27 protein-coding genes are annotated in these 19,743 nt (G+C 60.2%); 9 read left to right on the top strand and 18 right to left on the bottom strand.

The features are described 5' to 3' along the window. Nucleotides 1-21: 21 nt before the first annotated feature. Both NKH52_RS06155 and NKH52_RS06150 read right to left on the bottom strand, forming a co-directional pair. A complete protein-coding gene (locus NKH52_RS06155) occupies nucleotides 22-1,296 on the bottom strand; it encodes a DUF763 domain-containing protein (RefSeq protein ID WP_352728683.1) in 1,275 nt (424 codons plus the stop codon). 101 nt (nucleotides 1,297-1,397) lie between these two features. Continuing rightward, entirely contained in the window at nucleotides 1,398-2,006 is a 609-nt protein-coding gene (locus tag NKH52_RS06150) for a cysteine hydrolase family protein (RefSeq protein ID WP_352728685.1), read from the bottom strand. A gap of 202 nt (nucleotides 2,007-2,208) precedes the next feature. On the opposite strand from NKH52_RS06150, the gene NKH52_RS06145 reads away from it, so the two are divergent. Continuing rightward, nucleotides 2,209-2,604, top strand: coding sequence for a GFA family protein (locus NKH52_RS06145; protein ID WP_352728852.1), 396 nt, complete (start codon nucleotides 2,209-2,211; stop codon nucleotides 2,602-2,604). A 24-nt stretch (nucleotides 2,605-2,628) separates the two neighbouring features. Then, nucleotides 2,629-3,060 (top strand): HD domain-containing protein, encoded by a 432-nt coding sequence (locus NKH52_RS06140; RefSeq protein ID WP_352728687.1) that lies wholly within the window; start codon nucleotides 2,629-2,631, stop codon nucleotides 3,058-3,060. A 30-nt stretch (nucleotides 3,061-3,090) separates the two neighbouring features. Here the strand turns inward: NKH52_RS06140 and NKH52_RS06135 are convergent, their stop codons facing one another. The 4 genes from NKH52_RS06135 to NKH52_RS06120 all read right to left on the bottom strand — a co-directional run bounded on the left by NKH52_RS06135 (nucleotide 3,091) and on the right by NKH52_RS06120 (nucleotide 5,003). Then, the gene (locus NKH52_RS06135; RefSeq protein ID WP_352728689.1) at nucleotides 3,091-3,501 is read right to left on the bottom strand and encodes a DUF427 domain-containing protein; all 411 of its coding nucleotides are present in this window, start codon (nucleotides 3,499-3,501) and stop codon (nucleotides 3,091-3,093) included. Between the two features lie 125 nt (nucleotides 3,502-3,626). After that, entirely contained in the window at nucleotides 3,627-4,523 is an 897-nt protein-coding gene (locus tag NKH52_RS06130; RefSeq protein ID WP_352728691.1) for an alpha/beta fold hydrolase, read from the bottom strand. Further along, a complete protein-coding gene (locus NKH52_RS06125; RefSeq protein WP_352728693.1) occupies nucleotides 4,520-4,705 on the bottom strand; it encodes a hypothetical protein in 186 nt (61 codons plus the stop codon). The genes NKH52_RS06130 and NKH52_RS06125 overlap by 4 nt, the downstream gene beginning before the upstream one ends. An 88-nt stretch (nucleotides 4,706-4,793) precedes the next feature. After that, on the bottom strand, nucleotides 4,794-5,003 hold the full coding sequence (locus NKH52_RS06120; protein ID WP_352966619.1) for a DUF2934 domain-containing protein: 210 nt from the start codon (nucleotides 5,001-5,003) through the stop codon (nucleotides 4,794-4,796). 304 nt (nucleotides 5,004-5,307) lie between these two features. Between NKH52_RS06120 and NKH52_RS06115 the strand changes: the two genes are divergently transcribed. Then, nucleotides 5,308-5,565, top strand: a complete 258-nt coding sequence (locus NKH52_RS06115; RefSeq protein WP_127294527.1) for a hypothetical protein — start codon at nucleotides 5,308-5,310, stop codon at nucleotides 5,563-5,565. A 10-nt stretch (nucleotides 5,566-5,575) separates the two neighbouring features. On the opposite strand, the gene NKH52_RS06110 is transcribed toward NKH52_RS06115, so the two are convergent. Together NKH52_RS06110 and NKH52_RS06105 are read right to left on the bottom strand one after the other, a co-directional pair. Further along, a complete protein-coding gene (locus tag NKH52_RS06110; protein ID WP_352728697.1) occupies nucleotides 5,576-5,845 on the bottom strand; it encodes a DUF6894 family protein in 270 nt (89 codons plus the stop codon). Nucleotides 5,846-6,067: 222 nt separating this feature from the next. Beyond that, complete coding sequence (locus NKH52_RS06105; RefSeq protein WP_352728699.1) at nucleotides 6,068-6,358, bottom strand: hypothetical protein; 291 nt, start codon at nucleotides 6,356-6,358, stop codon at nucleotides 6,068-6,070. A gap of 196 nt (nucleotides 6,359-6,554) precedes the next feature. Here NKH52_RS06105 and NKH52_RS06100 point away from each other — a divergent pair, with 196 nt between their 5' ends. Continuing rightward, complete coding sequence (locus NKH52_RS06100; RefSeq protein WP_352966615.1) at nucleotides 6,555-7,265, top strand: DUF1236 domain-containing protein; 711 nt, start codon at nucleotides 6,555-6,557, stop codon at nucleotides 7,263-7,265. Nucleotides 7,266-7,392: 127 nt separating this feature from the next. Here the strand turns inward: NKH52_RS06100 and NKH52_RS06095 are convergent, their stop codons facing one another. Then, on the bottom strand, nucleotides 7,393-7,557 hold the full coding sequence (locus tag NKH52_RS06095) for a DUF3309 family protein (protein ID WP_023811982.1): 165 nt from the start codon (nucleotides 7,555-7,557) through the stop codon (nucleotides 7,393-7,395). A gap of 144 nt (nucleotides 7,558-7,701) precedes the next feature. Then, complete coding sequence (locus NKH52_RS06090; protein ID WP_352728853.1) at nucleotides 7,702-8,319, bottom strand: flavodoxin family protein; 618 nt, start codon at nucleotides 8,317-8,319, stop codon at nucleotides 7,702-7,704. Between the two features lie 315 nt (nucleotides 8,320-8,634). On the opposite strand from NKH52_RS06090, the gene NKH52_RS06085 reads away from it, so the two are divergent. Further along, nucleotides 8,635-9,357, top strand: a complete 723-nt coding sequence (locus NKH52_RS06085; RefSeq protein WP_352728703.1) for an alpha/beta fold hydrolase — start codon at nucleotides 8,635-8,637, stop codon at nucleotides 9,355-9,357. Between the two features lie 144 nt (nucleotides 9,358-9,501). Here the strand turns inward: NKH52_RS06085 and NKH52_RS06080 are convergent, their stop codons facing one another. From NKH52_RS06080 to NKH52_RS06065, 4 genes are all read right to left on the bottom strand, one after another. Next, nucleotides 9,502-10,842 carry a PQQ-dependent sugar dehydrogenase gene (locus tag NKH52_RS06080; RefSeq protein ID WP_352728705.1) on the bottom strand — a complete coding sequence of 447 codons (1,341 nt, stop codon included), beginning with the start codon at nucleotides 10,840-10,842 and terminating at the stop codon, nucleotides 9,502-9,504. Continuing rightward, nucleotides 10,839-11,279 (bottom strand): DUF2231 domain-containing protein, encoded by a 441-nt coding sequence (locus NKH52_RS06075; RefSeq protein ID WP_352728707.1) that lies wholly within the window; start codon nucleotides 11,277-11,279, stop codon nucleotides 10,839-10,841. The genes NKH52_RS06080 and NKH52_RS06075 overlap by 4 nt, the downstream gene beginning before the upstream one ends. 131 nt (nucleotides 11,280-11,410) lie before the next feature. Then, a complete protein-coding gene (locus NKH52_RS06070) occupies nucleotides 11,411-12,028 on the bottom strand; it encodes an alpha-ketoglutarate-dependent dioxygenase AlkB (protein ID WP_352728708.1) in 618 nt (205 codons plus the stop codon). A gap of 388 nt (nucleotides 12,029-12,416) precedes the next feature. After that, the gene (locus tag NKH52_RS06065) at nucleotides 12,417-13,166 is read right to left on the bottom strand and encodes a Crp/Fnr family transcriptional regulator (protein WP_352728710.1); all 750 of its coding nucleotides are present in this window, start codon (nucleotides 13,164-13,166) and stop codon (nucleotides 12,417-12,419) included. 570 nt (nucleotides 13,167-13,736) lie between these two features. On the opposite strand from NKH52_RS06065, the gene NKH52_RS06060 reads away from it, so the two are divergent. The 4 genes from NKH52_RS06060 to NKH52_RS06045 all read left to right on the top strand — a co-directional run bounded on the left by NKH52_RS06060 (nucleotide 13,737) and on the right by NKH52_RS06045 (nucleotide 15,157). After that, on the top strand, nucleotides 13,737-14,036 hold the full coding sequence (locus NKH52_RS06060) for a PRC-barrel domain-containing protein (protein ID WP_013531539.1): 300 nt from the start codon (nucleotides 13,737-13,739) through the stop codon (nucleotides 14,034-14,036). A gap of 81 nt (nucleotides 14,037-14,117) precedes the next feature. Next, a complete protein-coding gene (locus NKH52_RS06055) occupies nucleotides 14,118-14,552 on the top strand; it encodes a GFA family protein (protein WP_352728712.1) in 435 nt (144 codons plus the stop codon). 80 nt (nucleotides 14,553-14,632) lie between these two features. After that, complete coding sequence (locus NKH52_RS06050; RefSeq protein ID WP_023811991.1) at nucleotides 14,633-14,833, top strand: KTSC domain-containing protein; 201 nt, start codon at nucleotides 14,633-14,635, stop codon at nucleotides 14,831-14,833. Nucleotides 14,834-14,992: 159 nt separating this feature from the next. Then, the gene (locus tag NKH52_RS06045; protein WP_023811992.1) at nucleotides 14,993-15,157 is read left to right on the top strand and encodes a hypothetical protein; all 165 of its coding nucleotides are present in this window, start codon (nucleotides 14,993-14,995) and stop codon (nucleotides 15,155-15,157) included. Nucleotides 15,158-15,219: 62 nt separating this feature from the next. On the opposite strand, the gene NKH52_RS06040 is transcribed toward NKH52_RS06045, so the two are convergent. The 4 genes from NKH52_RS06040 to NKH52_RS06025 form a co-directional block, all read right to left on the bottom strand. Then, entirely contained in the window at nucleotides 15,220-15,474 is a 255-nt protein-coding gene (locus NKH52_RS06040) for a DUF6894 family protein (RefSeq protein ID WP_502905801.1), read from the bottom strand. 49 nt (nucleotides 15,475-15,523) lie between these two features. Continuing rightward, nucleotides 15,524-15,763, bottom strand: a complete 240-nt coding sequence (locus NKH52_RS06035) for a hypothetical protein (RefSeq protein WP_352552075.1) — start codon at nucleotides 15,761-15,763, stop codon at nucleotides 15,524-15,526. Between the two features lie 205 nt (nucleotides 15,764-15,968). Continuing rightward, nucleotides 15,969-17,147 (bottom strand): acetate/propionate family kinase, encoded by a 1,179-nt coding sequence (locus NKH52_RS06030; protein WP_352728716.1) that lies wholly within the window; start codon nucleotides 17,145-17,147, stop codon nucleotides 15,969-15,971. Then, a complete protein-coding gene (locus NKH52_RS06025) occupies nucleotides 17,144-19,555 on the bottom strand; it encodes a phosphoketolase family protein (RefSeq protein ID WP_352728718.1) in 2,412 nt (803 codons plus the stop codon). The genes NKH52_RS06030 and NKH52_RS06025 overlap by 4 nt, the downstream gene beginning before the upstream one ends. Nucleotides 19,556-19,743: the final 188 nt, after the last annotated feature.

Below are 19,743 nucleotides of genomic sequence, written 5' to 3'. Positions count from 1 at the left end.
CTACAGCCCTCTGTCTCGTTCTCACGCTTTCTTGCTCCGCTCAGCAGGTGCTGTGTCCGGCGCAGCTTCCCACCCGAACACGCTGCGGCCGCCAAGCAGATGCGATTGGTCGAATTCTCCCGCGACAATTTCCTTCAGGCTGGGGCCGGTCACGTATCGCTCGACTTGCCGCGACTGATCGTCGAGCCGCCTCAAGGCGCCGATTTCTTCATCGCGACCGAGCTTTGCCTTCTGCACGGCCGACTTCAGAACCCCGATCGTCTCGTCATAGACCTTCAGCGGTACCGGAAATGGATGCCTGTCCTTGCCGCCATGCGCCAGCGAGAAGCGGCCGGGATCGGAAAAACGGCAAGGAGCGCCATGCACCACCTCGGCAACGAGGGCCAGCGCGCGCACTGTGCGTGCGCCGACGCCGGGGACCAGAAGGAGCTCGGCGAAATCGGTGGGACCGCGGTCCACGGCGGCTGCGATATTGCCGTGTAGGCGATGCATGACGACATCGCTTTCGCGAACGTCATGGTGGGCCGGCATGACCAAATGCGGCAGCAGCGGTTGTTCCGGTTCCTGCCGGCGCGTCGGCTCCGCGCCACGCTCCAATGCCGCCAGCTCGCCCAGGATGCGATCCGGTCCGAGATCCTGCAAAAGGTCAAGTTGCCCTTGGCGGGACGCCTCGGCACGCCGGTCGGTCAGGTTGACGATCTCGCCTTGATTGACCCCTTCAATGGCGGCATGCGGCTGGTCGACAAAACTCTTGAGGCCCTCGGAGAGCCAATGGTAGCGGCGCGCCACCTTGCTGTCACCGTTCATGCCTTGCTGCACCACGACCCAGCGACCGTCATCGGTGACGATAAAACCATGCAGATAGAGATCGAAACCGTCCTGGACGGCGGCGCTGTCGACCTTGGCGACAAGCCGGCTGACGGTGGCCAGGCCGGCTCCGTCGAAGCCGACGCGTTGGCCGATGGCTTCCAGCTCATGCGGGGTTTTGCGCGAATGCGCGCCGCGACCACCGCAGACATGAATGCCGAGCTCGCCGGAAAGCGGCGTGAGGCCCCGCTTCAAAGCGCCCACGACGCTGGTCGTGATCCCCGACGAGTGCCAATCCATGCCCATGACAGCACCAAAGGACTGGAACCAGAACGGATGCGCCAGCCGCCGCAGCAACTCGTCTCGACCATAGTGATGAATGATCGCCTCGCACATCACCGCGCCAAGACGCGTCATGCGGTCGCCGAGCCATTTTGGCACGCGCCCGCCATGGAGTGGAAGATCAGCACTTCCCGATCGTTGCGTCACGTCCTGCTACCTGTTCTGGTGTCCGTCATTCTCTTAACAGATAGGCAGCCCAACCGCGCAAGGAAGCATGGACACTCCCACCCGGGCCGGGTTAGCGGACGTCAAGTCCAGTTCGAGAGAACCGTTTCCATCTCAACCGTCTCGACCTGCTGCGCGAAACGTTGGTGGTAAACGGTCAGCAGTGCGTCATGGGTTGCGTCGGAAGAACTGCACAGCGCGTCCGTGACGAGAACCACGCGATAGCCGAAATCGATGGCCCCGAGCACCGTGGCCAGAACGCAAACATCTGTTTCGCCGCCGGTGATGACCAGCGTATCGATGCCGCGCTCCACCAGGAGCGCTCTGAGACGCCCTTCGAACCAGGGCGAGTAGATGTGCTTGTCGACGATCGCCGCTGGCGGGCAGTAGCCGGCTAAAGACGGCAACAGTTCGGTCATTTCGGGCCCGATCGACTCGATCGTCAGGGAAGCCCAGCGCTCATAATAGCGCTTCCATGTGCCGACGCCCTGCCCCGGCTTCCCGGCGGGCAGGAAGCGTGTAAAGACCGTCTGTGGCGCGCGTCTTTCGACCAGCCTCTCGATCTGCGGGAGAACCCGGGTGATCCAGGGTGTTGCCCATTCGGAGGGCTCGGCAAACAGCCGCTGCATATCCACGCAGATATGCATGCATCGATCGCCGAGAGGACCGTATGCCAGCCCCGGCATCGACATCAGCGCTTCTCCGACCGGCGATGCATTTTCCCTGGTTCCTCCCGTTGTCGGCAAAGACACGCAACGCCGCGCGCAAGCACTGGTTCCTGAGATAGCCACAGGAACCGACGTAAATGGCCGGCGTTTCCGCTGAGATGAATGGAGGTGCTCGCATGAGACCGCGCGAGAGGCGTTGGAGCGGCAAGTCAGCCGGGGCGCCAAAATGGAACTGAGCGGAGGATGTCTCTGCGGCACGATCCGCTTCCGCGTTGGAAGCGAACCGAGAGTGCATTACTGCCATTGTGATATGTGCCGGCGAGCGACCGGCAGTGCGTTCGCGGTTCTGGCTTGGGTGCCTTCCCAAAGCGTGACCTGGACCAATGCGCCGCCGACCTATCGCAGGTCTTCGCCGATTGCCCGGAGGGGGTTCTGCTCCGCCTGCGGATCGCCGCTCAGCCTTGCCTATGACGCATCGCCCGGAGAGGTCGCGCTGCATGTCGGAACGTTCGACGATCCGGCTCGCCTGGAACCGCGCTACAATTATGGATCGAGGCAGCGACTTGGCTGGGTTTGCTGCGGAATAGACCTGCCGCACCACGATACCGAGGAGCGATGGTGAAACCATGTCTGAAGGACAAGCCAGATGAGCATGTTTTACCGGGCGGCCAAGATTGCCGAAGAGGTCCACGCAGCACAGCGCGACAAGACCGGGCGACCGTATATCGAGCACTGCCGCCGTATCGTTGACGCGGTCGAAACCAAGGACCAGAAGGTCGTCGCCTATCTCCATGACGTCCTCGAAAAGGGCGAAGGCTGGGACCGGACCAGATTGGAAGAGGCCGGTTTTGGCCCGACGATCGCTTCGGCCGTCGACGCCATGTCGCGCAGGTCCGGTGAGGATTACTTCGCGTTTGTGCGACGAGCGGCATCGAATCCATTGGCGCTGCCGGTGAAGCGCGCGGATATGGCGGACAATATCTGGCAGGCACGACAGGTCGGGGCATCGACTGTCAAATATGAGGAGGCACTATGCATCCTTGATGACGAGTTTCCGCGCCGTCAGCACCAGCCTTGAATTCAGATCGCCCCGTTGCGAACGGGCAATCTACTCCGGGACGTGGGGCGTGTGCCGTCTGTCCTCCGCGGGCTCGGCATCGATGCGCGCCTTTTCCGGATCGAATGCACCATGACGTGCAATGGGCCGCGCCGCGGTTTCAGGCGTCTCGTATGCCCACATGAAATCGTCAGCCGAGCTGCCCACCGCATGGACGCGCCAGTAGCTCGCGGTGCCTTTCAAAGGGGAGCGGCTGGTGGTGTTCGTCTTTTCGAAAAGGTCGAAATAGATGTCTTCGAAAGGGATGTAGAACACGGGCTCATGTCCTTCTTCCTGAAGCACTTTCGCCCGTTCCGTGGCAGCGACTATGGCGTCGGAAAATCGTACCGTCACCGTGCCGGCAAACGGTTCTATGGCCAGTTGGCCAGCATGGTGTGTTGAGATTGCGCCTGAAGCTTGCATTCAAATTCTCCCTTGCTGCCGATTGATTGCGAGACCGCATTTCGGTTCGTCATGCATGGAGACGAAATGCACGGCGATGCGTCAGGTTCCGGTCTGTACTATGAGGTCGAATGACGACCCCCACTTCAGCGCTTGCCATGGCTATCGAGAAACGCAGCCAACAATCGAGAAACCTGATCAGAAGCCTCACGCGTCGGGAAGTGTCCGATGCCATCCAGCACCACCCGCCTGTAGAATGCGGTGAAATGCTCTTCGAGCCCCTCTGAAGACTGGGCAAACACAACGCGGTCGTCGCCACCATGAAGCGTCAGGATTGGCACCGTGATGATCTTGACCGCTGCTTGCCGGCGGGCGAGTTCGGCATAGCGTGGATCGGGCTCGGCCTCTTCCCATCTGACCCTATAGGAATGCAACGTCACATCCGCCCAGTCAGGATTTTCGAACGAACTCGCGACACCATCGAAAATAGCGTCGTCGAACCAGCCTGATGGGCCCCAGCTATCCCACTGGTATCTGGCGAATTTCTCGCCATTGTTTCGTACGAACTCAGCGCCCCGGGCCGTCGCCATGAACCATTGATACCAAAATGCTTTCGCTTGTCCGGGCGCCGGCGTTGCTGGTTTGCCTGGTTGCCAGCCGAGCGACAGCGCAGCACAGCACTTGATGCGGTCCGGGAAAACCGACGCGAGCAGATAAGATATCCGGGCGCCCCAATCGTGTCCGACAACCGCAAAGCGGCTGAGGCCAAGCGCATCGGCAAAATCCAGCACATCCTGCGCCATCGCGGCAATCTCGCCCGAGCGCATGGTTTCTTCTGACAGGAACGATGTCGGCCCAAAGCCTCGCAGCCAAGGCGAAAACGTCCGAAAGCCAGCTTCATGAAGGGCCGGCGAAATGCGAGCGTATGTCGTCGCGTCGTCGGGCCAGCCATGCAGCAGGATAACCGGGGCGCCGTCTCGCGGTCCACCATCGAGATAGGCGACGCGCAGCAGAGGTGTGTCGCAATGTGAAACCGAGTTCATTTGCCCTGAGGCACAGTGGCTGGCTGATCACCACCAGTCGTGGACTCTGGTCTGGCGGCCGGGTCAACCTGTGGGTTCTTGTTGATGGTGCCGGTGTTGGCTTTCATCGGCTCGATATTGTTGTCGCAGGCGCCGAGCGCAAGGACAGCCGCCAGGACCAGGAGTAAAAAGAACCTCTTCATCGAAACCTCCTCTGGTTGCTGTCCGGCAAACGAGGTTCCACCAATTTGGTTGCCTGATCGTACTCGCAAGACGCCATGGATTTGACGATCAACGCTTCGAGCTATTGGAATCGGCTGCAACTGTCGGATCAGGCAAAACCGGGCCACGTTCAGTCTCCGAAGCTCCAGCCTCGATCTCCTGCACGGCCTGGTCCCAGTGCTCCTGCTCGCGGCCGGCCGGCCGGCCCTCTTGCTCCCAGATTTCATGGGCTCGCCGTTTGATCTTTTCTTCCCTGCTGTCCATGGCAAGATCCTCCAATTCGTCAGTCTCAATTCCGGGCCATATTTTTTGTTCCTCCCCATATTTTTGTTCCTCCTCTGTCGGGAACAGCGCTGCCGGAGTCGCGATTTCGGGGAAGGCGCTTGTGGATTGCGTGGGATGAGCCGCTTGGTAATTTTCGTACCGATATTTTTTCGTGACACACCGATGCCCGCAGCTTTATGAATCTGGCTATCGGCCAGCGCCGAGCACGTCCCTCTCCGATCCCATTGCCCGGCGCTCAACGCCTGATCGCCCGTCGCATCGACATGACGGGCTGTTGCTTCGAGAGGAGGTGACGCCCATGCGGGAATTGCCGAAAGACATCGACGCCGATGTGGTCATCGAAATCAGCAAGCTGCTGGACGACAGCCCGCTTTTCGTCCCGGTGCGGGTTCATGAACTTGCGGCCAAGGTGAGGCAGAGGGTGAAGACCGGCCTGCCGGATTTTTCGATCGAAGAACTGATCGTGGAGATGGCCTCCGTACGGCAACTGGCCATGGCCTTTGACCTGCCTGGATCGGAGAACGTCGTGCAAATCCCGGTGCGGTATTGCCGCTAGCACTGCGGCATCACACGCTCCATTCGGAGGTCAGAACAAGCGATGCCTCAAACATCTGCGCACCGATCTCATCGCGTACTTTGACGGTTACCTTGACGAAATCGCATTCGGGCATTTCGTCTTGGGCAACATCCTGCAAAATACGAATTGCTTCCGCTCTGGCTTGTTCCCGGGATTCGAACAGCTGCCCGTCATCGTCGGGTACCGCGCCGTCACCGTTTTGAAGATCGAAATAGTACCGCTTCATTTCGGGCCACGCGGGGAACATCGGGCGGGTCAATGATTTCGCTTCATTGGGATTCCTGCCCGCTCGGCGGCCGTGCTGGTGAAGACATGGTCGTTCAACGCACCGCAGCGCGAAGCCCCGATAGGAAAAGCACAAGCAACGCCAAGGCATTGAGGCCGGCGGCGACGGCATGTGAATACTCCCATTGGCGCCGCAGCAGCTCCCAGTTTTCAGGCAGGACAGTCCAGTTCCGGGTCGCCTGATTGATTGGGTAGGTCAGCGTCCAGAAGGCAAATGCGTGGCGCCGATGCTGAGAAAGGCGACGACAACCAAGCCGAAAGATGCACTCGCTCGGTAGAGCAGGATCGCCAGGGCGGCCGTAGAGAGCAATGCTCCCAGCACCACGATTCCGAACAGGCTCCATCCATCATAGGCGCGCTGCGCAGCCAGATAGTTTGGCCCGTCGAGCTTCATCTTGTTGAACATCGCGAAGAGATGCGCGGCGGCCGGAACGAAAGCCAGTGCCACGAAAATGAAGCTGACCACCCTCAGACTATAAATTGCCATATCCGGCGTCCTCTCAGGAGAGAGCTAGGGCAATCGGCAAGGTTGAAAAGGTCATTTTAACGACGGCTTCCGCCCGCGATCATATGGTCCCGAGTGAGGTCATTTTTTTAGACCTCACTCAACTATCTCGGAACATTCTTTTTGGGTTCTGGTTCTACGCACTGAAGGGACGAACCTTACCAAGGGAGATTTCCCCATGAAACATGTTCTCATTACCAGCATGCTGGCGATCGGGCTCGGCTGTGGAACGGCAATGGCTCAGACACAACAGCCCGAAAGCCAATCTGGCGCAGACGCCAATTGCGCTTCCGGGCAGGCCGACTGCCAGGGCGGTTCCAAGATGGGCGAGCAGGCCCAGGGCAAAGCCAAGCTGAAGACCGACGAGCAGGCTCAGGGCAAGGCCGGCACCTCCACCGACCAACAGGCGCAGGGCAAGGCCAAACTGAAGACTGACGAGCAGGCGCAGGGCAAGGTCGGCACCACCGACCAGCAGGCTCAGGACAAGACCAAGCTGAAGACCGACGAGCAGGCGCAGGGCAAGGCCGGCACCACCACCGACCAGCAGGCTCAGGACAAGACCAAGATGCAGACCGACGAGCAGGCCCAGGGCAAGGCCTCGACACAGGATACGACGTCGACCGGTTCCATCAACAACGTGACGGTGGAGCAGAAAACCCAGGTCACTCAGATCATCCGGGAGACGAAGGTCGAGCCTGTGTCCAATGTCGATTTTGACATTACCGTCGGCGTCGAAGTCCCACGGCAGAAGGTCAGGCTGCATCGTTTGCCGGCTCGTATCGTCAAGATCGTTCCCGCTTACGAAAGTTACGAGTATTTCGTGCTTGCGGACGGCCGGATCGTCATCGTTGATCCGGATACGTTCAAGATCGTCCTGATTTTGACCTAACATCTCCAACGAGTGGTCCGCCCTCTAGAGGGCGGACCGTCATTGCTGGACTGCTATGGATTCAAAGCAACCCAGAAGGACCGCAAGCGGCAGGTGATACATTCTGCCACCCGCATCGCGGACTCGGCTAGAGACGCCCGAGCACGACCAGGATAATGACTACAAGCAGCAGCAGACCGAGGCCGCCGCCGCCATAGTAACCGGTGCCGTAGAAAGGCCCGCCGCCAAGACCACTAAAACCGCCAAGCAATGCAATGACCAGAATAATGATAAGAATCGTGCCGAGACCCATGACTTGCTCTCCTGTTTGCGGCTTCGCGCCGTATAGACGGAGCGGCGATCGCCGGCTGATGAGAATATGAACTCGCTACAAGCCTTCCTGTTCCCGACTGAGACCTCATCGACGCTGCCAAGGTAGTGTTTAGGCGAACAAAGGTCACCCCGAGACGCCCGAGTAGTCCCGCTCTTTCAGCAATCCAGCGAGATGGGCGGCGTTTGAGGCTGCCATTTCGATCGCACCCGCGACTTTTTCCGGAGTTGCCGGCAGGTCGACGTAGTTGACCTCCTGCATGGCCTCGCCAACCCAATAGACCCCGCCATTGGCCGGGATGGTGAAGCCAACATCGTTCAGTGCCTGAAAGCATTCCGCGTGGCAGTGATGCGCACCGTCCTCATTGCCGACGATGGCTACCAAGGCCACCTTTCCTGCTGCCGGCATGCGCCCTCTGTCATCGGTCTCCTCGAGAAACGCATCCATCCGCTCCAGGACGCGCTTGGCCACACTCGAGGGCTGGCCAAGCCAGATCGGGAGCCCGAGCACGAAAATGTCGGCCGCCAGTATTTTCCTTCTGAGTTTCGGCCAATCGTCGCCCTCGCCCATGTCGGAGAGCACGCCGGGCTTGATATCGTGGCTGAGCGCACGCACGATCTCGCCCTTCACCTCGTATTGCATCAGCGCCGCCAGGACATCCGCGAGCAACCGATCGGTGGAGGATTTTTCCCTGTCGTTCGAAGCTTTGAGCGAGCAATTGAGTGCGAAGGCCGTAAGCGGCATCTGGATCTCCCTGCATTGTCCTAATTGCAAATCGCCGCCGCGACGACATTGCGCCAGCCCATTCGCCCGTTGCGGGTTCGCCCGCATTTCAACGCCAGGGTTGAATGCTTGTTCCGCAGGCGGACCGACATGCCGGTGGCGAGATGGCCCCTCCTCCCACTTGGTGACGGTCCAGCCGGCTCACGGCGGGCTGGGTTCTTGAGCACCGACCACCGCCGGAGAACAGGCAGCGGTGAGCGATGCCGGCGGAACCCGGTCGAGCAACCTATTCGTTCGCTCATCGTTTTCTCCTGAGTTCCCGAGAATGGATAGACGATGCTCGTCCGGACCCTCGAAGCAGGCAATATACGGCTGGCGGTATCCATGGCCGGCGATCCGGGCCGACCGGCCTTGATCCTTCTGCACGGCTGGCCCCATTCCCGCAAAATCTATGAGGGTGTGATCGATGAACTCGGCGCACGATACTTTACGCTGGCTTTCGATCTTCCGGAGATCGGTGAATCGCGTGGCACGCCGCCGTCGGCGGAAAAGAAGGTTCTTGCCGATATCGTGATTTCAGCCGCCGAGACGCTTGGGGCCAAATCCATCGTCGTTGCAGGCTTTGATGTGGGCGGCATGATTGCCTTCGCCGCTGCTCGCCATCATGGCGATCGCATCGTTGGCGCGGTGCCGATGAATACGGTTATCCCCGGCCTTCATCCCTGGACGAAGATAGTGGCAAACCCGGACATCTGGCATTTTGCGTTCCATGCGGTGCCCGAACTGCCGGAGTTGCTGGTGACAGGCCATCAGCGCGCCTACTTCGATTTCTTCTTCGATCTGCTCGCCGGCCGTCCCTACGCATTGACCAATGAAATGCGGGAGACTTTTGCGGAGGCCTATTCGAGGCCGGAGGCACTTAAGGCCGGCTTTGATTGGTATCGCGCGTTCAAGGAGGATGCCAAGGTCAATGCAGTACCGGCGCGCATCGAAGTTCCGATCTCTATATCCGCGGCGACGCGGATTTCGGATCGATCGACGACTACCTCGAAGGTTTGAGGCTGTCTGGAGCAAAGGACCTGCAAGGTCGCGTGATCCCCAACTGCGGCGAATTCCTGCCCATCGAGGCACCGGCAGAATTCGTCAAGGCGCTGGTGGAATTTGCACCGAGATAGGTGAAGCGATCCGCGTTTATGCAGGTGCCTACCGGCTCGCGGAAGTTACGCGCCAGACCGTGTTTCCGACATCGTCGGCGATCAGCAACGCGCCCGATTTGTCGACGGCAACGCCGACGGGCCGCCCGTGTGCCTTGTTGTCCTTGTCGAGGAAACCGGTGACGACATCTTGCGGCTTGCCATCTGGATGACCGTCCTTGAACGGCACGAACACGACCTTGTAACCGTTGAACGTCTTGCGGTTCCAGCTGCCATGCTCGCCAACAAAGGCGCCATTGCGATACGGGTCCGGCAGGTTGGTTCCAGTGTAGAACGCTAAGCCCAGCGGTGCGACGTGGGAACTCAAGGCATAATCGGGAGGGATCGCCTTGGCGACAAGGTCCGGCCGCTGCGGCATCACGCGCGGGTCGACATGCTGACCATAGTAGCTGTACGGCCAACCATAGAACGCGCCCGCCTTGACCGAGGTCATATAGTCGGGAACCAGGTTAGGCCCGAGCTCGTCGCGCTCGTTGATCACAGCCCACAGCGCGCCGCTCTGTGGTTCCCAGCTCAGCCCGTTGGGATTGCGCAGGCCGCTCGCGAAAATACGATATCGGCCAGTGGCCCTGTCGACTTCCCATATCGCGGCCCGGTCCTTTTCTGCCTGGATGCCGTTCTCGGTGATGTTGCTGTTGGATCCGATGCCGACATAAAGCAGAGATCCGTCGGGGCTGGCCACGAGAGACTTTGTCCAGTGGTGATCGATGGGCCCGCCGGGCAACGGCGTCAGCACTGTGCCCGGGGCGGTGATCTTGGTGTCGCCCGACATGTAGGGGTAACGCACGATGGCGTCGGTGTTGGCGACGTAGAGATCGTTGCCGACCAGGGCCACGCCAAAGGGCGAATTGAGATGATCGAGGAAAACCTCCTGGACATCGGGCACACCATCGCCGTTGGTATCGCGCAGCAGGGTGATACGGTTGCTTCCTTCGGTGCCGCCGCCTGACGTCGCCATGGACTCGATCCAGCCCATGACCAGGTCTTTCGGCCGCTTGATCGCCGCACCGGGCGGCGCCACGGACTCGACCACCAGAACGTCACCATTCGGCAATGTGTAAAGCGAGCGCGGATGCTTTAAGCCCTTGGCGAAGGCCTGGATTTGCAAACCCTTGGCGACCGTCGGCCTTTCCTCCTTTTTCCAACCGATGACGGACGCGACATGCATCGGCGGCACCAGATACTGGATCGGTTCAGGCAGCGTCGGGTTCGCTCCGACCTGATCGGTGGGATCCGGTTCGTTATCGCTGCATGCGGGCAGCGCCAAAATCGATCCGCACAGCAGACCGAGGCTCGCGATACGCCGGATATGTCTTGCGGAGACATTCATTCGACCACCTCCACTTGAGTGCGGCCGGAACTCCATCCCAGCAGCCCCACCAAGAGAATAACGATCACGGCGACGGCGGACAGGATGAGCCCTGTCGGCACGACCGAGGTCCAGGCATCACGGCTGTGCACCAGTGCGTTGAAGAGCGATACGACGAGCACGACAAGGCTGCCGAGGAGATATGGCCATACACGCCCGGCTTCACCGGAAAGCCGGGCGGTAAACAAATCCACCAGTGCTGCAAGAACCGCGAGCACGCCCACAAGCAGGCCAGCAAGGAGCAGCCAGGCGGAAAAATCGGCCCACATCATTTCAGCGCTTCGCCAATAGGCAACGTCGGTCAGCAATGTGCCGACGAAACATGCATTTGCGACTGCCATCGGCGTTTTACAGAACGGACGCCTGGCGGCCACCAACACGGATCGGGCACGGGCCATGGGCATTCTCCACCTTTGAAGCTGTACCTGTCCTCCAAACCAACTTGTGGTTGGGAGGTTCCCGGAACCGTTTGCGTTCAAGAACTCGTGATGGCGCTGGCGATGCCTCAGAACGGCTCGGCGCGCGATGCTCATGCGGAGTTGGCGCGCAATGTCCGCAAGGTGATCGAGTATCGATGCAGGTCAACTGGCGGAATGCTATGCTCCCATTCCGTGCGCGATGGTCCGGTCATGAGATACGCCGACCTTGGTTCGACGACGATGGTGCGGCGATCCCACTTGGTGCCATTCTTCCGCCGGAGCCGAAAACTGCAAGGCGCCAGCAACGAAACACCCGCAACGTCTTCGAAATGAAGCTTGTCTCGATGCCAGCCAATGCCGGCGCCAGGCCGGTATTCATTGATCAACACTTGCGCGAAGGCGTCGGCGGGCTTGCCTGCCAACGCCGCGATCTTGTCGCGCAGGGCCAACAGGAAGTCAGGGATCGGCGGCGCCTCGACGACCTGACGCCTGTCATAGTCGTAACGCAGGCCAAAGCCTACGACGCGCCGGTTTGCCAGATGGCCATGGAAATCGAACGCCTCGAAGGGCAGGTCTTCGAGATGCCGGGCGAGTTCCGTTTCTTCTTGCGCCGCGATCAGTTCGGGCTGGTAGAGGAAACCTTCCGGCAGGTCGTCGGCAGCACCAAAGAGATCGTGCTGGAGCCCGGATGAGCCGGAGCCGAGTGTTTTCGATTTGGGTGTCGCCATCCCAGCTAGATGGTGAAGGCCAGCCCGCCTGGCAATATCGGAACCTGGCCAGCAAATCTGCACCCCACCCCGCGGACATCACCGCATCTGACAACGCCTGCCAATCCGGAGTTTACCGGGGTGACTGTATTCAACTCAGGATTCGCGAGCATGCCTTGAATGCGACCGAGGGAGGTTGCGTGCATGTACGTACGGTTCTTACCAAACCGTGAGCCTTCGTTGCCAGTTGCTTGTCAGCAACTAGATTGGCAACGCGGCATCCCCAAAACATGCCGCAGTGGCCGGCGCGGGTTTGGGCAACGGTGTCTCACCGGCATCATCGCGTCGGCCACTCGAAATGTCCTCTTGGCGGTTCAGTGGCGGAGAAGCCTCTGTCGCCCTCCAGCGCTCAAACGAGAGGCCGCTGCTGCCTCGCAGGATGCTTCGAGCCCAGATCTCCGATCAGCCGGCGGTACTGGGTTTCAGGTGGACCGTAAGAGCCTCGCGCCAACTTCACGAGACCGTCTCGATCGCGGATCGTGATCTCTCCGCGGCGCGCTCGGATATAACCATAACTCTCGATCATCTGCAGACCCACGGTAACCCCCGGACGCCTGACACCAAGCATGATGGACAGAAATTCATGGGTTATCATAAGTCTGTCGCCGACAGTGCGGTCGCTGCACATCAAAAGCCATCTCGCCAGCCGGACTTCCAGGCTCTGCCGTGCGTTGATCGATGCCGTGTAGCTTGTCTGAACGTGGAAATATTGGACATAGCGCAACAGGAACGACCGCAACGTAGGGCTGTTCTCCAGGGCTTCGACGAATAGGGCAGCCTCTACCCGGAGGGCCTCGCATGTCGACTGGACGTAGCAATCAAAGTTCGCCTGGTCGTCCCCCATGATCAGGGCCGAACCGGTCATTCCTTCGAACCCGATGATTCCGACTTCCGCTTCGGTCGCCGCCGAAGTCCTGGCCACCACCGATGCCAGTCCGCTTTCCAGAAAATAGACGGCTTCGATCTTCTGCCCCGCAGTCTCCAGTGGCGCGCGCAAGTCCAGGAAAACGCTCGCCAGATGCGGCCTTAACCGCGCGAAGTCGTCCGCACTCATGCGGCGAAGCAATTCGCTCTTGGCTTGCAGTATCTGGTAATCCACGAGACTCTTTTCCCTTGGGCAAGAGCACTGGGATCTCTTAGCCGGCCGCGCCCGTCTAACGAGCGGACGGTAACGAACCATAGACCTCGTCTCGCGCAGCACTAGACGGGCCGGCGTGTTGGTATGAAACCGACAGTTACTGCTGAAGACTCGAAGGCCTTGCTGGCTGACCATCTTTCGCCAGCAAACGAGCCTCCCGCAGGATAGAGGCGCGATCGAACCCGAGGAGCGATATGATTTCACGTATCTGCTGTTCAATGGCGCCTGTATCCCGCGCCAGCGCGGTTATCGCGTCCAGTGGCAGACCGGGGTGCTCGGGCTCCTCGCCATGCAACGCCATGCCTCGTGATGGGCAAGAGCGATGGTCACTCCCAAGCGTCAACGCCCAACTGTGCTGCTGACGATTGTCCTTTGTACGCTTCCGTACGGAGCTTTGCGAGTCAATTCGGGCCGAGGCTGATTTGAGGGTTCTTGCATCCTTGCGTCGTCCGTCCGTCGCCCCCGAAATTGTTCGGAACGATTGCTCGGCTGAGAGGTTCAGATATTCCACCCAACAGGAGTCTCGAAACGATGGACCACACCAACCACGTACGCCTCACAAGCACCGAACTGACGCCAGACATTCTCGAAGACGCCACGATTTACGACGCGGACGACAACAAGGTCGGCAGCGTTTCGCATGTCCACGGCTCTGGAGCCGCCAGTCAGGTCGTCATCGATGTCGGCGGCTTCCTCGGCATAGGCGCCAAGCCAGTGGCCGTTCCCGCGAGCCAGTTGGAATTCATGCGCGATGAAGACGGCGACGTTCACGCGGTGACGAACTGGACCAAGGATCAGCTCAAGAGCATGCCCGAGCATCACGATGCATGATTTCAACGACTTCACCTTGAATGGGAGCGGCCGTTCGGCCGCTCTCTGAACGTTCCTTGGGCGCGACAGGATGGACAGACGATGCGGCGCGAGACCGGAGCCTGCTTCTGCGGACGGATCGCGGCAGCCATGGATGGAGAGCCTTTCTGGATATGCTACGATCACGACGACGATTGCCGCCGGGCCGTCGGAAGTCCGCTGACGATCTGGGTTGGTTACCGGCCGAAGCAATTTCAGCTTCTTAGGGGAACACCGAAGGCCTTTTCCAAAACGCCAGGCGTCACCCGCACGTTCTGCCCAGACTGTGGAAGCTCGATAGGCTATAGCGACGAAGGCCTGCCGGACGAGTTCTATGTGACGATCGGCTTCCTCGACAAACCTGAAGGTTTTCGGCCGCAAGCCCATGCCTATTGGGACCTGAGGCTACCGTACATCGAGTTTGATGACAGCCTGCCACGCATCGACCGATATTCGAGGAAGCGCGACCCGACGTTCGGCAACCCGCGCGACCGGTAGTCGCGGTGCGAGCCGCGAGGGCATCGGCGGAACCTGACTATCGCTAGCGGGTTATTCGGGCAGACCCGTCGGGTGCCACTATGCCATCGACCGTGATCCAAAACACACAATATGATCCCGCTACCAAGATCCTCTCGGTCTGGTTTGTGCCGAGCGGCAGACGTTACGATTATGAGGGTGTTGCGCCGGCAACTTATGCCGCGTTCACCAAAGCCTCCTCAAAAGGCCGCTTCTTCAATGAATTCATCCGAGATCGCCATCGGTACCGCCGCGTGGCGTGACAAGTTCGGACATGAGCAGGCGATGCACGGAACCTGACCGGGATCGTCTCGTTGACGTCTCGTCGAAGCAAACCAGGCAACGACAGTTCATCTGGATATGCTCGGGCGTTCGCACCGGCAAAGATCGATCGGAACAGGCTTCAAGGGAGTTCAAGAGCCATGACGGCCAAGAAGCAGAAGACCGAAAGCAAGGACAAGAAGGCGCTGCGCTTGGCAGAGACCACCGACGTCTCACCCAAGCAGGCCAAGGAGCTCATGCGAAAGCATGGCAAGGACAGCCCCAAGGTCGAGAAAGAAGCCAGAAACTTCAAGGCGGAAGGATAGTATCCGCATTGACGCCCGACCTGTATGACCCTGCAAGCGATCGGCCGCCAGGCAATTCGGTATTAAGGGGGTGCCCCGGCCTTTTCGGCCGCGAACGCAAAGGGGAAGCGCAGCACCAGGTTGCGGTTCTCGTCAAAAATCTCGAAGGCCAATCCGGTACGCAGCGGCTTGCCATGCAGCAGCTCTTCGGCGAGGATTTCCTTCGCCGACGCCATCGCGTTTTCCTCGGCGCTCGCGAGATCAGGAAATTCCTGGCCCTCCGGATCCTCCTGCAAGCTTCCGCTCTCATCTCGAAGGTCGAAAAAGTATCTGGACATGCCGACTGAACTCCTGCTCATCGCGATGGTGGCCTCGGAAACGCCAGCCTCAGATTTCAGTGCCTGATATACCCGGATTGTCGAAGAGCACGGCGAGGCCATGCTCTATGGCGCAGGCCGCAATCAGATCATCGAAGGCCTTTCCCGAAAGCGGGCAACTTGGCATCACCTCTCGGATTGCGGTTCCGGCCTTGGCTGTAGAGATCACATCGTGGCGCTTCTTGCGTGTCTCGACATATTGCTCGACCAGGATTTTCAGGCGCCTCACCGCAACGTCGTCCGTAAACATGGATTCCTCAGCCAAAGCCTAAAGTAAGGCTGTCGGCCTGATCATCGTGCCGACGGTCTCGGGGTTAGCCGGGATTGCTCGCACAATATTTCCATGGGCAGTTGGTTCCCCCGACCGCTCGCTTGGTAATTTTCGTACAGGGAATACCCTTGCCCCGCGCTTTCATCGGGCCGAACCGACAGCCGATTTCCGAAATGGCGAGCCTTCAGGCTTGCATCACCTTGCGGCTGTGACGCGCAACGACACTTTCCTCATCGGTCGCAATCACGCGCACCTCCACCTTGCTCTCCGACCGACTGATGATTTCGGCGTGGGTGTCGTTGGCGTGTTCTTCAAGCACCACGCCAAGCCAGGTCAATTTTTCGCATATGGCGTTGCGGATAGACGCGGACCGTTCGCCGATGCCGGCTGTGAACACGAGGCATTCAAGACCACCCATCGTGTTTGCAAGCGCCGCGGCCTCTCTCGCGGCGCGAAAGGCGAAAAGCGCCATCGCCTCATGAGCGCGAGGATCATTGCTCGCTTCCAGCGTCCTCATGTCGCCCGAAATACCGGATACGCCGAGCAGTCCCGACTTCTCGTAAAGGATTGTCTGCAGTTCCTCAGCCGCGATGCCTCTTTCCAGCAGGAAGTACAACAGCACGCCGGGATCGATGGCGCCGCACCGCGTGCCCATGACGAGGCCATCCAGCGCCGAAAACCCCATCGTCGTATCGATGCTCTTGCCCTGCTGCAAAGCGCAAAGGCTGGCACCATTGCCGAGATGGGCGACGATGGTGCGTTTCGCCGCAAGAGTTGGCGATATCCCGCTGAGCCGCCCGGCGATGTATTCATAGGAGAGACCGTGAAACCCGTAGCGGCGCAAGCCTTGCCCTTCATACTGGCGCGGAAGGGCGAAGCGCCGCACGAGCGGATCGATCGTCTGGTGGAAAGCGGTGTCGAAACAGCCAACCTGTGGCAAGTCCGGTTGCAAGGCAGCTATCGCGCGGACCGGCGCGAGACTGCGAGGCTGATGCAGCGGAGCAAGCGGCGTCAACCTGTCGATGGCGTCGATGATGTCTGGGGTCAGACGGACAGGTTCGATGAATTCGCTTCCGCCATGCACGACGCGATGGCCGGCGCAGAGCAGGTTTCTTTCGCCAATTTCGCCCTGCACCCAATTCAGCATCTCGCCTATGGCCGCATCACGCGGCTTGTCGGCGGCGAGCTGCCGCTCGCACTGCACCGTTCCGTCGGCCGCTTTTGCGCGGAGTGTGGGTGTGTCGCCCAAGTCCAACGTGCCGCGTGAAACGAGCTGCAGATCCTGCGACGAGGCAAGATCGTAAAGCGCGAACTTTATGCTGGACGAACCGGCATTCAGCGCCAGTATCGACCGGCGGGTCATCGGCGCGCCTTTGCCGCGCTTTTGCCGGGCCAGGTCCATTCCTGGATTTCGGGCATGTCTTCGCCGTGCTCGCGGACATAGGCCCTGTGCTTCACCAGCCGGTCGTGGAGTTCGCCCGCAAGCCCTTCGGCCCTTTCGGCCAGTCCCGGCACGCGTTCGATGGCGGCGAGCGCGAGGTGGTAGCGATCGAGTTCATTGAGCACCACCATGTCGAACGGCGTCGTCGTGGTGCCCTCCTCGCGGAAGCCATGCACATGCATGTTGTCATGGTTGGCGCGACGGTAGGTCAGGCGATGAATGAGATAGGGATAGCCGTGATAGGCGAAGATGACAGGCCGTGTCTTCGTGAACAACGCGTCGAAGTCTCCATCGGCGAGGCCGTGCGGGTGCTCGGTGTTCGACTGCAGCGTCATCAGGTCGACAACATTGACGACACGTATTTTCAGGTCGGGGATCGCAGAGCGCAGAATGTCGGTCGCGGCCAACGTTTCCAGGGTCGGCACGTCGCCGGCGCAGGCCATGACCACGTCGGGCTCCTCGCCCTGAGCAACCGTACCGGCCCATTCCCAGATGCCCGCTCCCGCCTTGCAATGCGCTTCGGCTTCTTCAATGGACAGCCATTGCGGTGCCGGCTGCTTGCCGGCGGTAATGACATTGATGCGGTTATAGGTTCTCAGGCAATGATCGGTGATCCACAGCAGGGTGTTGGCGTCCGGCGGAAAATAGAGTCTTACCGTATCGGCCTTCTTGTTGGCGACCAGATCGGCAAAGCCCGGATCCTGATGGCTGAAACCATTGTGGTCCTGCCGCCAGACATGGGAGGTCAAAAGGTAATTGAGCGAGGCGATCGGCTTGCGCCAGGCAAGCTCGCCGGAGGTCTTCAGCCATTTGGCATGCTGGTTGACCATCGAATCGACAATGTGGATGAAGGCTTCATAGCAGGAGAACAGGCCGTGCCGGCCGGTGAGCAGATAGCCTTCGAGCCACCCTTGGCAGAGATGCTCACTGAGCACTTCCATGACACGTCCGTCACGGGAAAGATGGACGTCGTAGGGTTCGATGCGTTGCATCCAGATCCGATCGGTAACTTCGAACACCTCATCGAGGCGGTTGGATGACGTCTCGTCCGGCCCCATCAGGCGAAAATTCCGCGTCTCGGCATTGAGGCGGAACACCTCGCGAAGATAGCTTCCGCAAATCCGCGTCGCTTCAGCGATGACGCCACCTGGACGCGGCACTTCCAGCGCCAGGCTTTTCCAGTCTGGAAGCACAAGATCGCGCTTCAGCAGTCCGCCATTTGCGTACGGGCTTGCGCCCATGCGCTTTGTCCCTGTTGGGGCAAGTGCCGCGAGCTCTGGCAACAGGTGTCCGCTTTCATCGAACAGCTCTTCCGGTTTGTAGCTTCGCATCCAGTTTTCGAGGATCGTGCGGTGGTCCTCATTTCCGCGTGCGTTCGACACCGGCACTTGATGCGAGCGCCAGAAACCCTCGACCTTCTCGCCATCGACCTCCTTGGGACCTGTCCACCCCTTGGGGCTGCGCAGCACGATCATCGGCCATTGCGGGCGTTGACCATGCCATCCCGGAGCCCGTGCCTGCTCCTGAATGGACCGGATGCGATCGAGCACCGTGTCGAGCATCGCGGCCATCGACTGGTGCATGGAAAGCGGCTCGTGGCCTTCGACGAAGAACGGTTCGTAGCCATAGCCGGCGAAAAGGTTTCGCAATTCCTGGTCGTCCATGCGGCCCAGGATCGTTGGGCTGGCGATCTTGTAGCCGTTGAGATGCAGGATCGGCAGGACGGCGCCGTCCGACATCGGGTTCAGGAACTTGTTGGAATGCCATGCCGCCGCGAGCGGACCGGTCTCGGCTTCGCCGTCACCAACGACGCAGGCAACCACCAGGTCCGGATTGTCGAAGGCCGCACCGAAGGCATGGACCAAGGCATATCCCAGTTCACCGCCCTCATGGATTGAGCCGGGCGTCTCGGGCGCGGCATGGCTTGGCACGCCGCCGGGGAAGGAAAACTGCCGGAACAGTTTCCTGAGGCCGTCTTCGCCCTGCCCGATATCGGGATAGATCCCGCTATAGGTGCCCTCGAGCCAGGTGTTGGCGACCATTGCGGGGCCGCCATGGCCCGGGCCGCAGATAAACAGAACATCGAGGTCGCGTTCGCGGATAACGCGGTTCAGATGCAGGTAGAGAAAATTCAGCCCCGGCGTCGTGCCCCAATGGCCAAGCAGCCGCGGCTTGACGTGTTCGGCCTTCAACGGTTCGCGCAACAGCGGATTGTCGAGCAGGTAGATCTGGCCGACCGAGATATAATTCGCGGCGCGCCAGTAACGGTCCATGAGGTCGATCCGTTCGTGGCCGATAGCCTGCGGCGTCGCGGCTGCCTTGTCGTTCATCGACATCTCCAGCTTCGGTTCGCTGGTGATAACTGGGGCATCTTTGCGCTTGAGCAACCCCCGACTGCCGCCGTCCGGGGCGGCGTCGCGACCCGCGCAGCCAAGAGACCGGACGCTATCCCGGCGGGCACACGGCTCTGTCCGCAGATAGTCGGGAACCTTGAAGTCCTCTAGCGGTTAGAAACTGG

Source organism: Mesorhizobium sp. M1066 (genome assembly GCF_040318635.1).
Taxonomy (GTDB): Bacteria; Pseudomonadota; Alphaproteobacteria; order Rhizobiales; family Rhizobiaceae; genus Mesorhizobium.
The sequence above is the reverse complement of the archived record's forward strand: the minus strand, read 5'-3'. Positions and strand labels throughout refer to the sequence as shown.

Excerpts from the sequence above, each read along its gene's own strand:
- NKH52_RS06150 (WP_352728685.1), bottom strand. The coding sequence starts at position 2,006 with ATGTCGATGCCGGGGCTGGCATACGGTCCTCTCGGCGATCGATGCATG.
- NKH52_RS06145 (WP_352728852.1), top strand. The coding sequence starts at position 2,209 with ATGGAACTGAGCGGAGGATGTCTCTGCGGCACGATCCGCTTCCGCGTT.
- NKH52_RS06140 (WP_352728687.1), top strand. The coding sequence starts at position 2,629 with ATGAGCATGTTTTACCGGGCGGCCAAGATTGCCGAAGAGGTCCACGCA.
- NKH52_RS06135 (WP_352728689.1), bottom strand. The coding sequence starts at position 3,501 with ATGCAAGCTTCAGGCGCAATCTCAACACACCATGCTGGCCAACTGGCC.
- NKH52_RS06130 (WP_352728691.1), bottom strand. The coding sequence starts at position 4,523 with ATGAACTCGGTTTCACATTGCGACACACCTCTGCTGCGCGTCGCCTAT.
- NKH52_RS06125 (WP_352728693.1), bottom strand. The coding sequence starts at position 4,705 with ATGAAGAGGTTCTTTTTACTCCTGGTCCTGGCGGCTGTCCTTGCGCTC.
- NKH52_RS06115 (WP_127294527.1), top strand. The coding sequence starts at position 5,308 with ATGCGGGAATTGCCGAAAGACATCGACGCCGATGTGGTCATCGAAATC.
- NKH52_RS06105 (WP_352728699.1), bottom strand. The coding sequence starts at position 6,358 with ATGGCAATTTATAGTCTGAGGGTGGTCAGCTTCATTTTCGTGGCACTG.
- NKH52_RS06100 (WP_352966615.1), top strand. The coding sequence starts at position 6,555 with ATGAAACATGTTCTCATTACCAGCATGCTGGCGATCGGGCTCGGCTGT.
- NKH52_RS06095 (WP_023811982.1), bottom strand. The coding sequence starts at position 7,557 with ATGGGTCTCGGCACGATTCTTATCATTATTCTGGTCATTGCATTGCTT.
- NKH52_RS06090 (WP_352728853.1), bottom strand. The coding sequence starts at position 8,319 with ATGCCGCTTACGGCCTTCGCACTCAATTGCTCGCTCAAAGCTTCGAAC.
- NKH52_RS06085 (WP_352728703.1), top strand. The coding sequence starts at position 8,635 with ATGCTCGTCCGGACCCTCGAAGCAGGCAATATACGGCTGGCGGTATCC.
- NKH52_RS06080 (WP_352728705.1), bottom strand. The coding sequence starts at position 10,842 with ATGAATGTCTCCGCAAGACATATCCGGCGTATCGCGAGCCTCGGTCTG.
- NKH52_RS06075 (WP_352728707.1), bottom strand. The coding sequence starts at position 11,279 with ATGGCCCGTGCCCGATCCGTGTTGGTGGCCGCCAGGCGTCCGTTCTGT.
- NKH52_RS06070 (WP_352728708.1), bottom strand. The coding sequence starts at position 12,028 with ATGGCGACACCCAAATCGAAAACACTCGGCTCCGGCTCATCCGGGCTC.
- NKH52_RS06060 (WP_013531539.1), top strand. The coding sequence starts at position 13,737 with ATGGACCACACCAACCACGTACGCCTCACAAGCACCGAACTGACGCCA.
- NKH52_RS06055 (WP_352728712.1), top strand. The coding sequence starts at position 14,118 with ATGCGGCGCGAGACCGGAGCCTGCTTCTGCGGACGGATCGCGGCAGCC.
- NKH52_RS06050 (WP_023811991.1), top strand. The coding sequence starts at position 14,633 with ATGCCATCGACCGTGATCCAAAACACACAATATGATCCCGCTACCAAG.
- NKH52_RS06045 (WP_023811992.1), top strand. The coding sequence starts at position 14,993 with ATGACGGCCAAGAAGCAGAAGACCGAAAGCAAGGACAAGAAGGCGCTG.
- NKH52_RS06040 (WP_502905801.1), bottom strand. The coding sequence starts at position 15,474 with ATGTCCAGATACTTTTTCGACCTTCGAGATGAGAGCGGAAGCTTGCAG.
- NKH52_RS06035 (WP_352552075.1), bottom strand. The coding sequence starts at position 15,763 with ATGTTTACGGACGACGTTGCGGTGAGGCGCCTGAAAATCCTGGTCGAG.
- NKH52_RS06030 (WP_352728716.1), bottom strand. The coding sequence starts at position 17,147 with ATGACCCGCCGGTCGATACTGGCGCTGAATGCCGGTTCGTCCAGCATA.
- NKH52_RS06025 (WP_352728718.1), bottom strand. The coding sequence starts at position 19,555 with ATGAACGACAAGGCAGCCGCGACGCCGCAGGCTATCGGCCACGAACGG.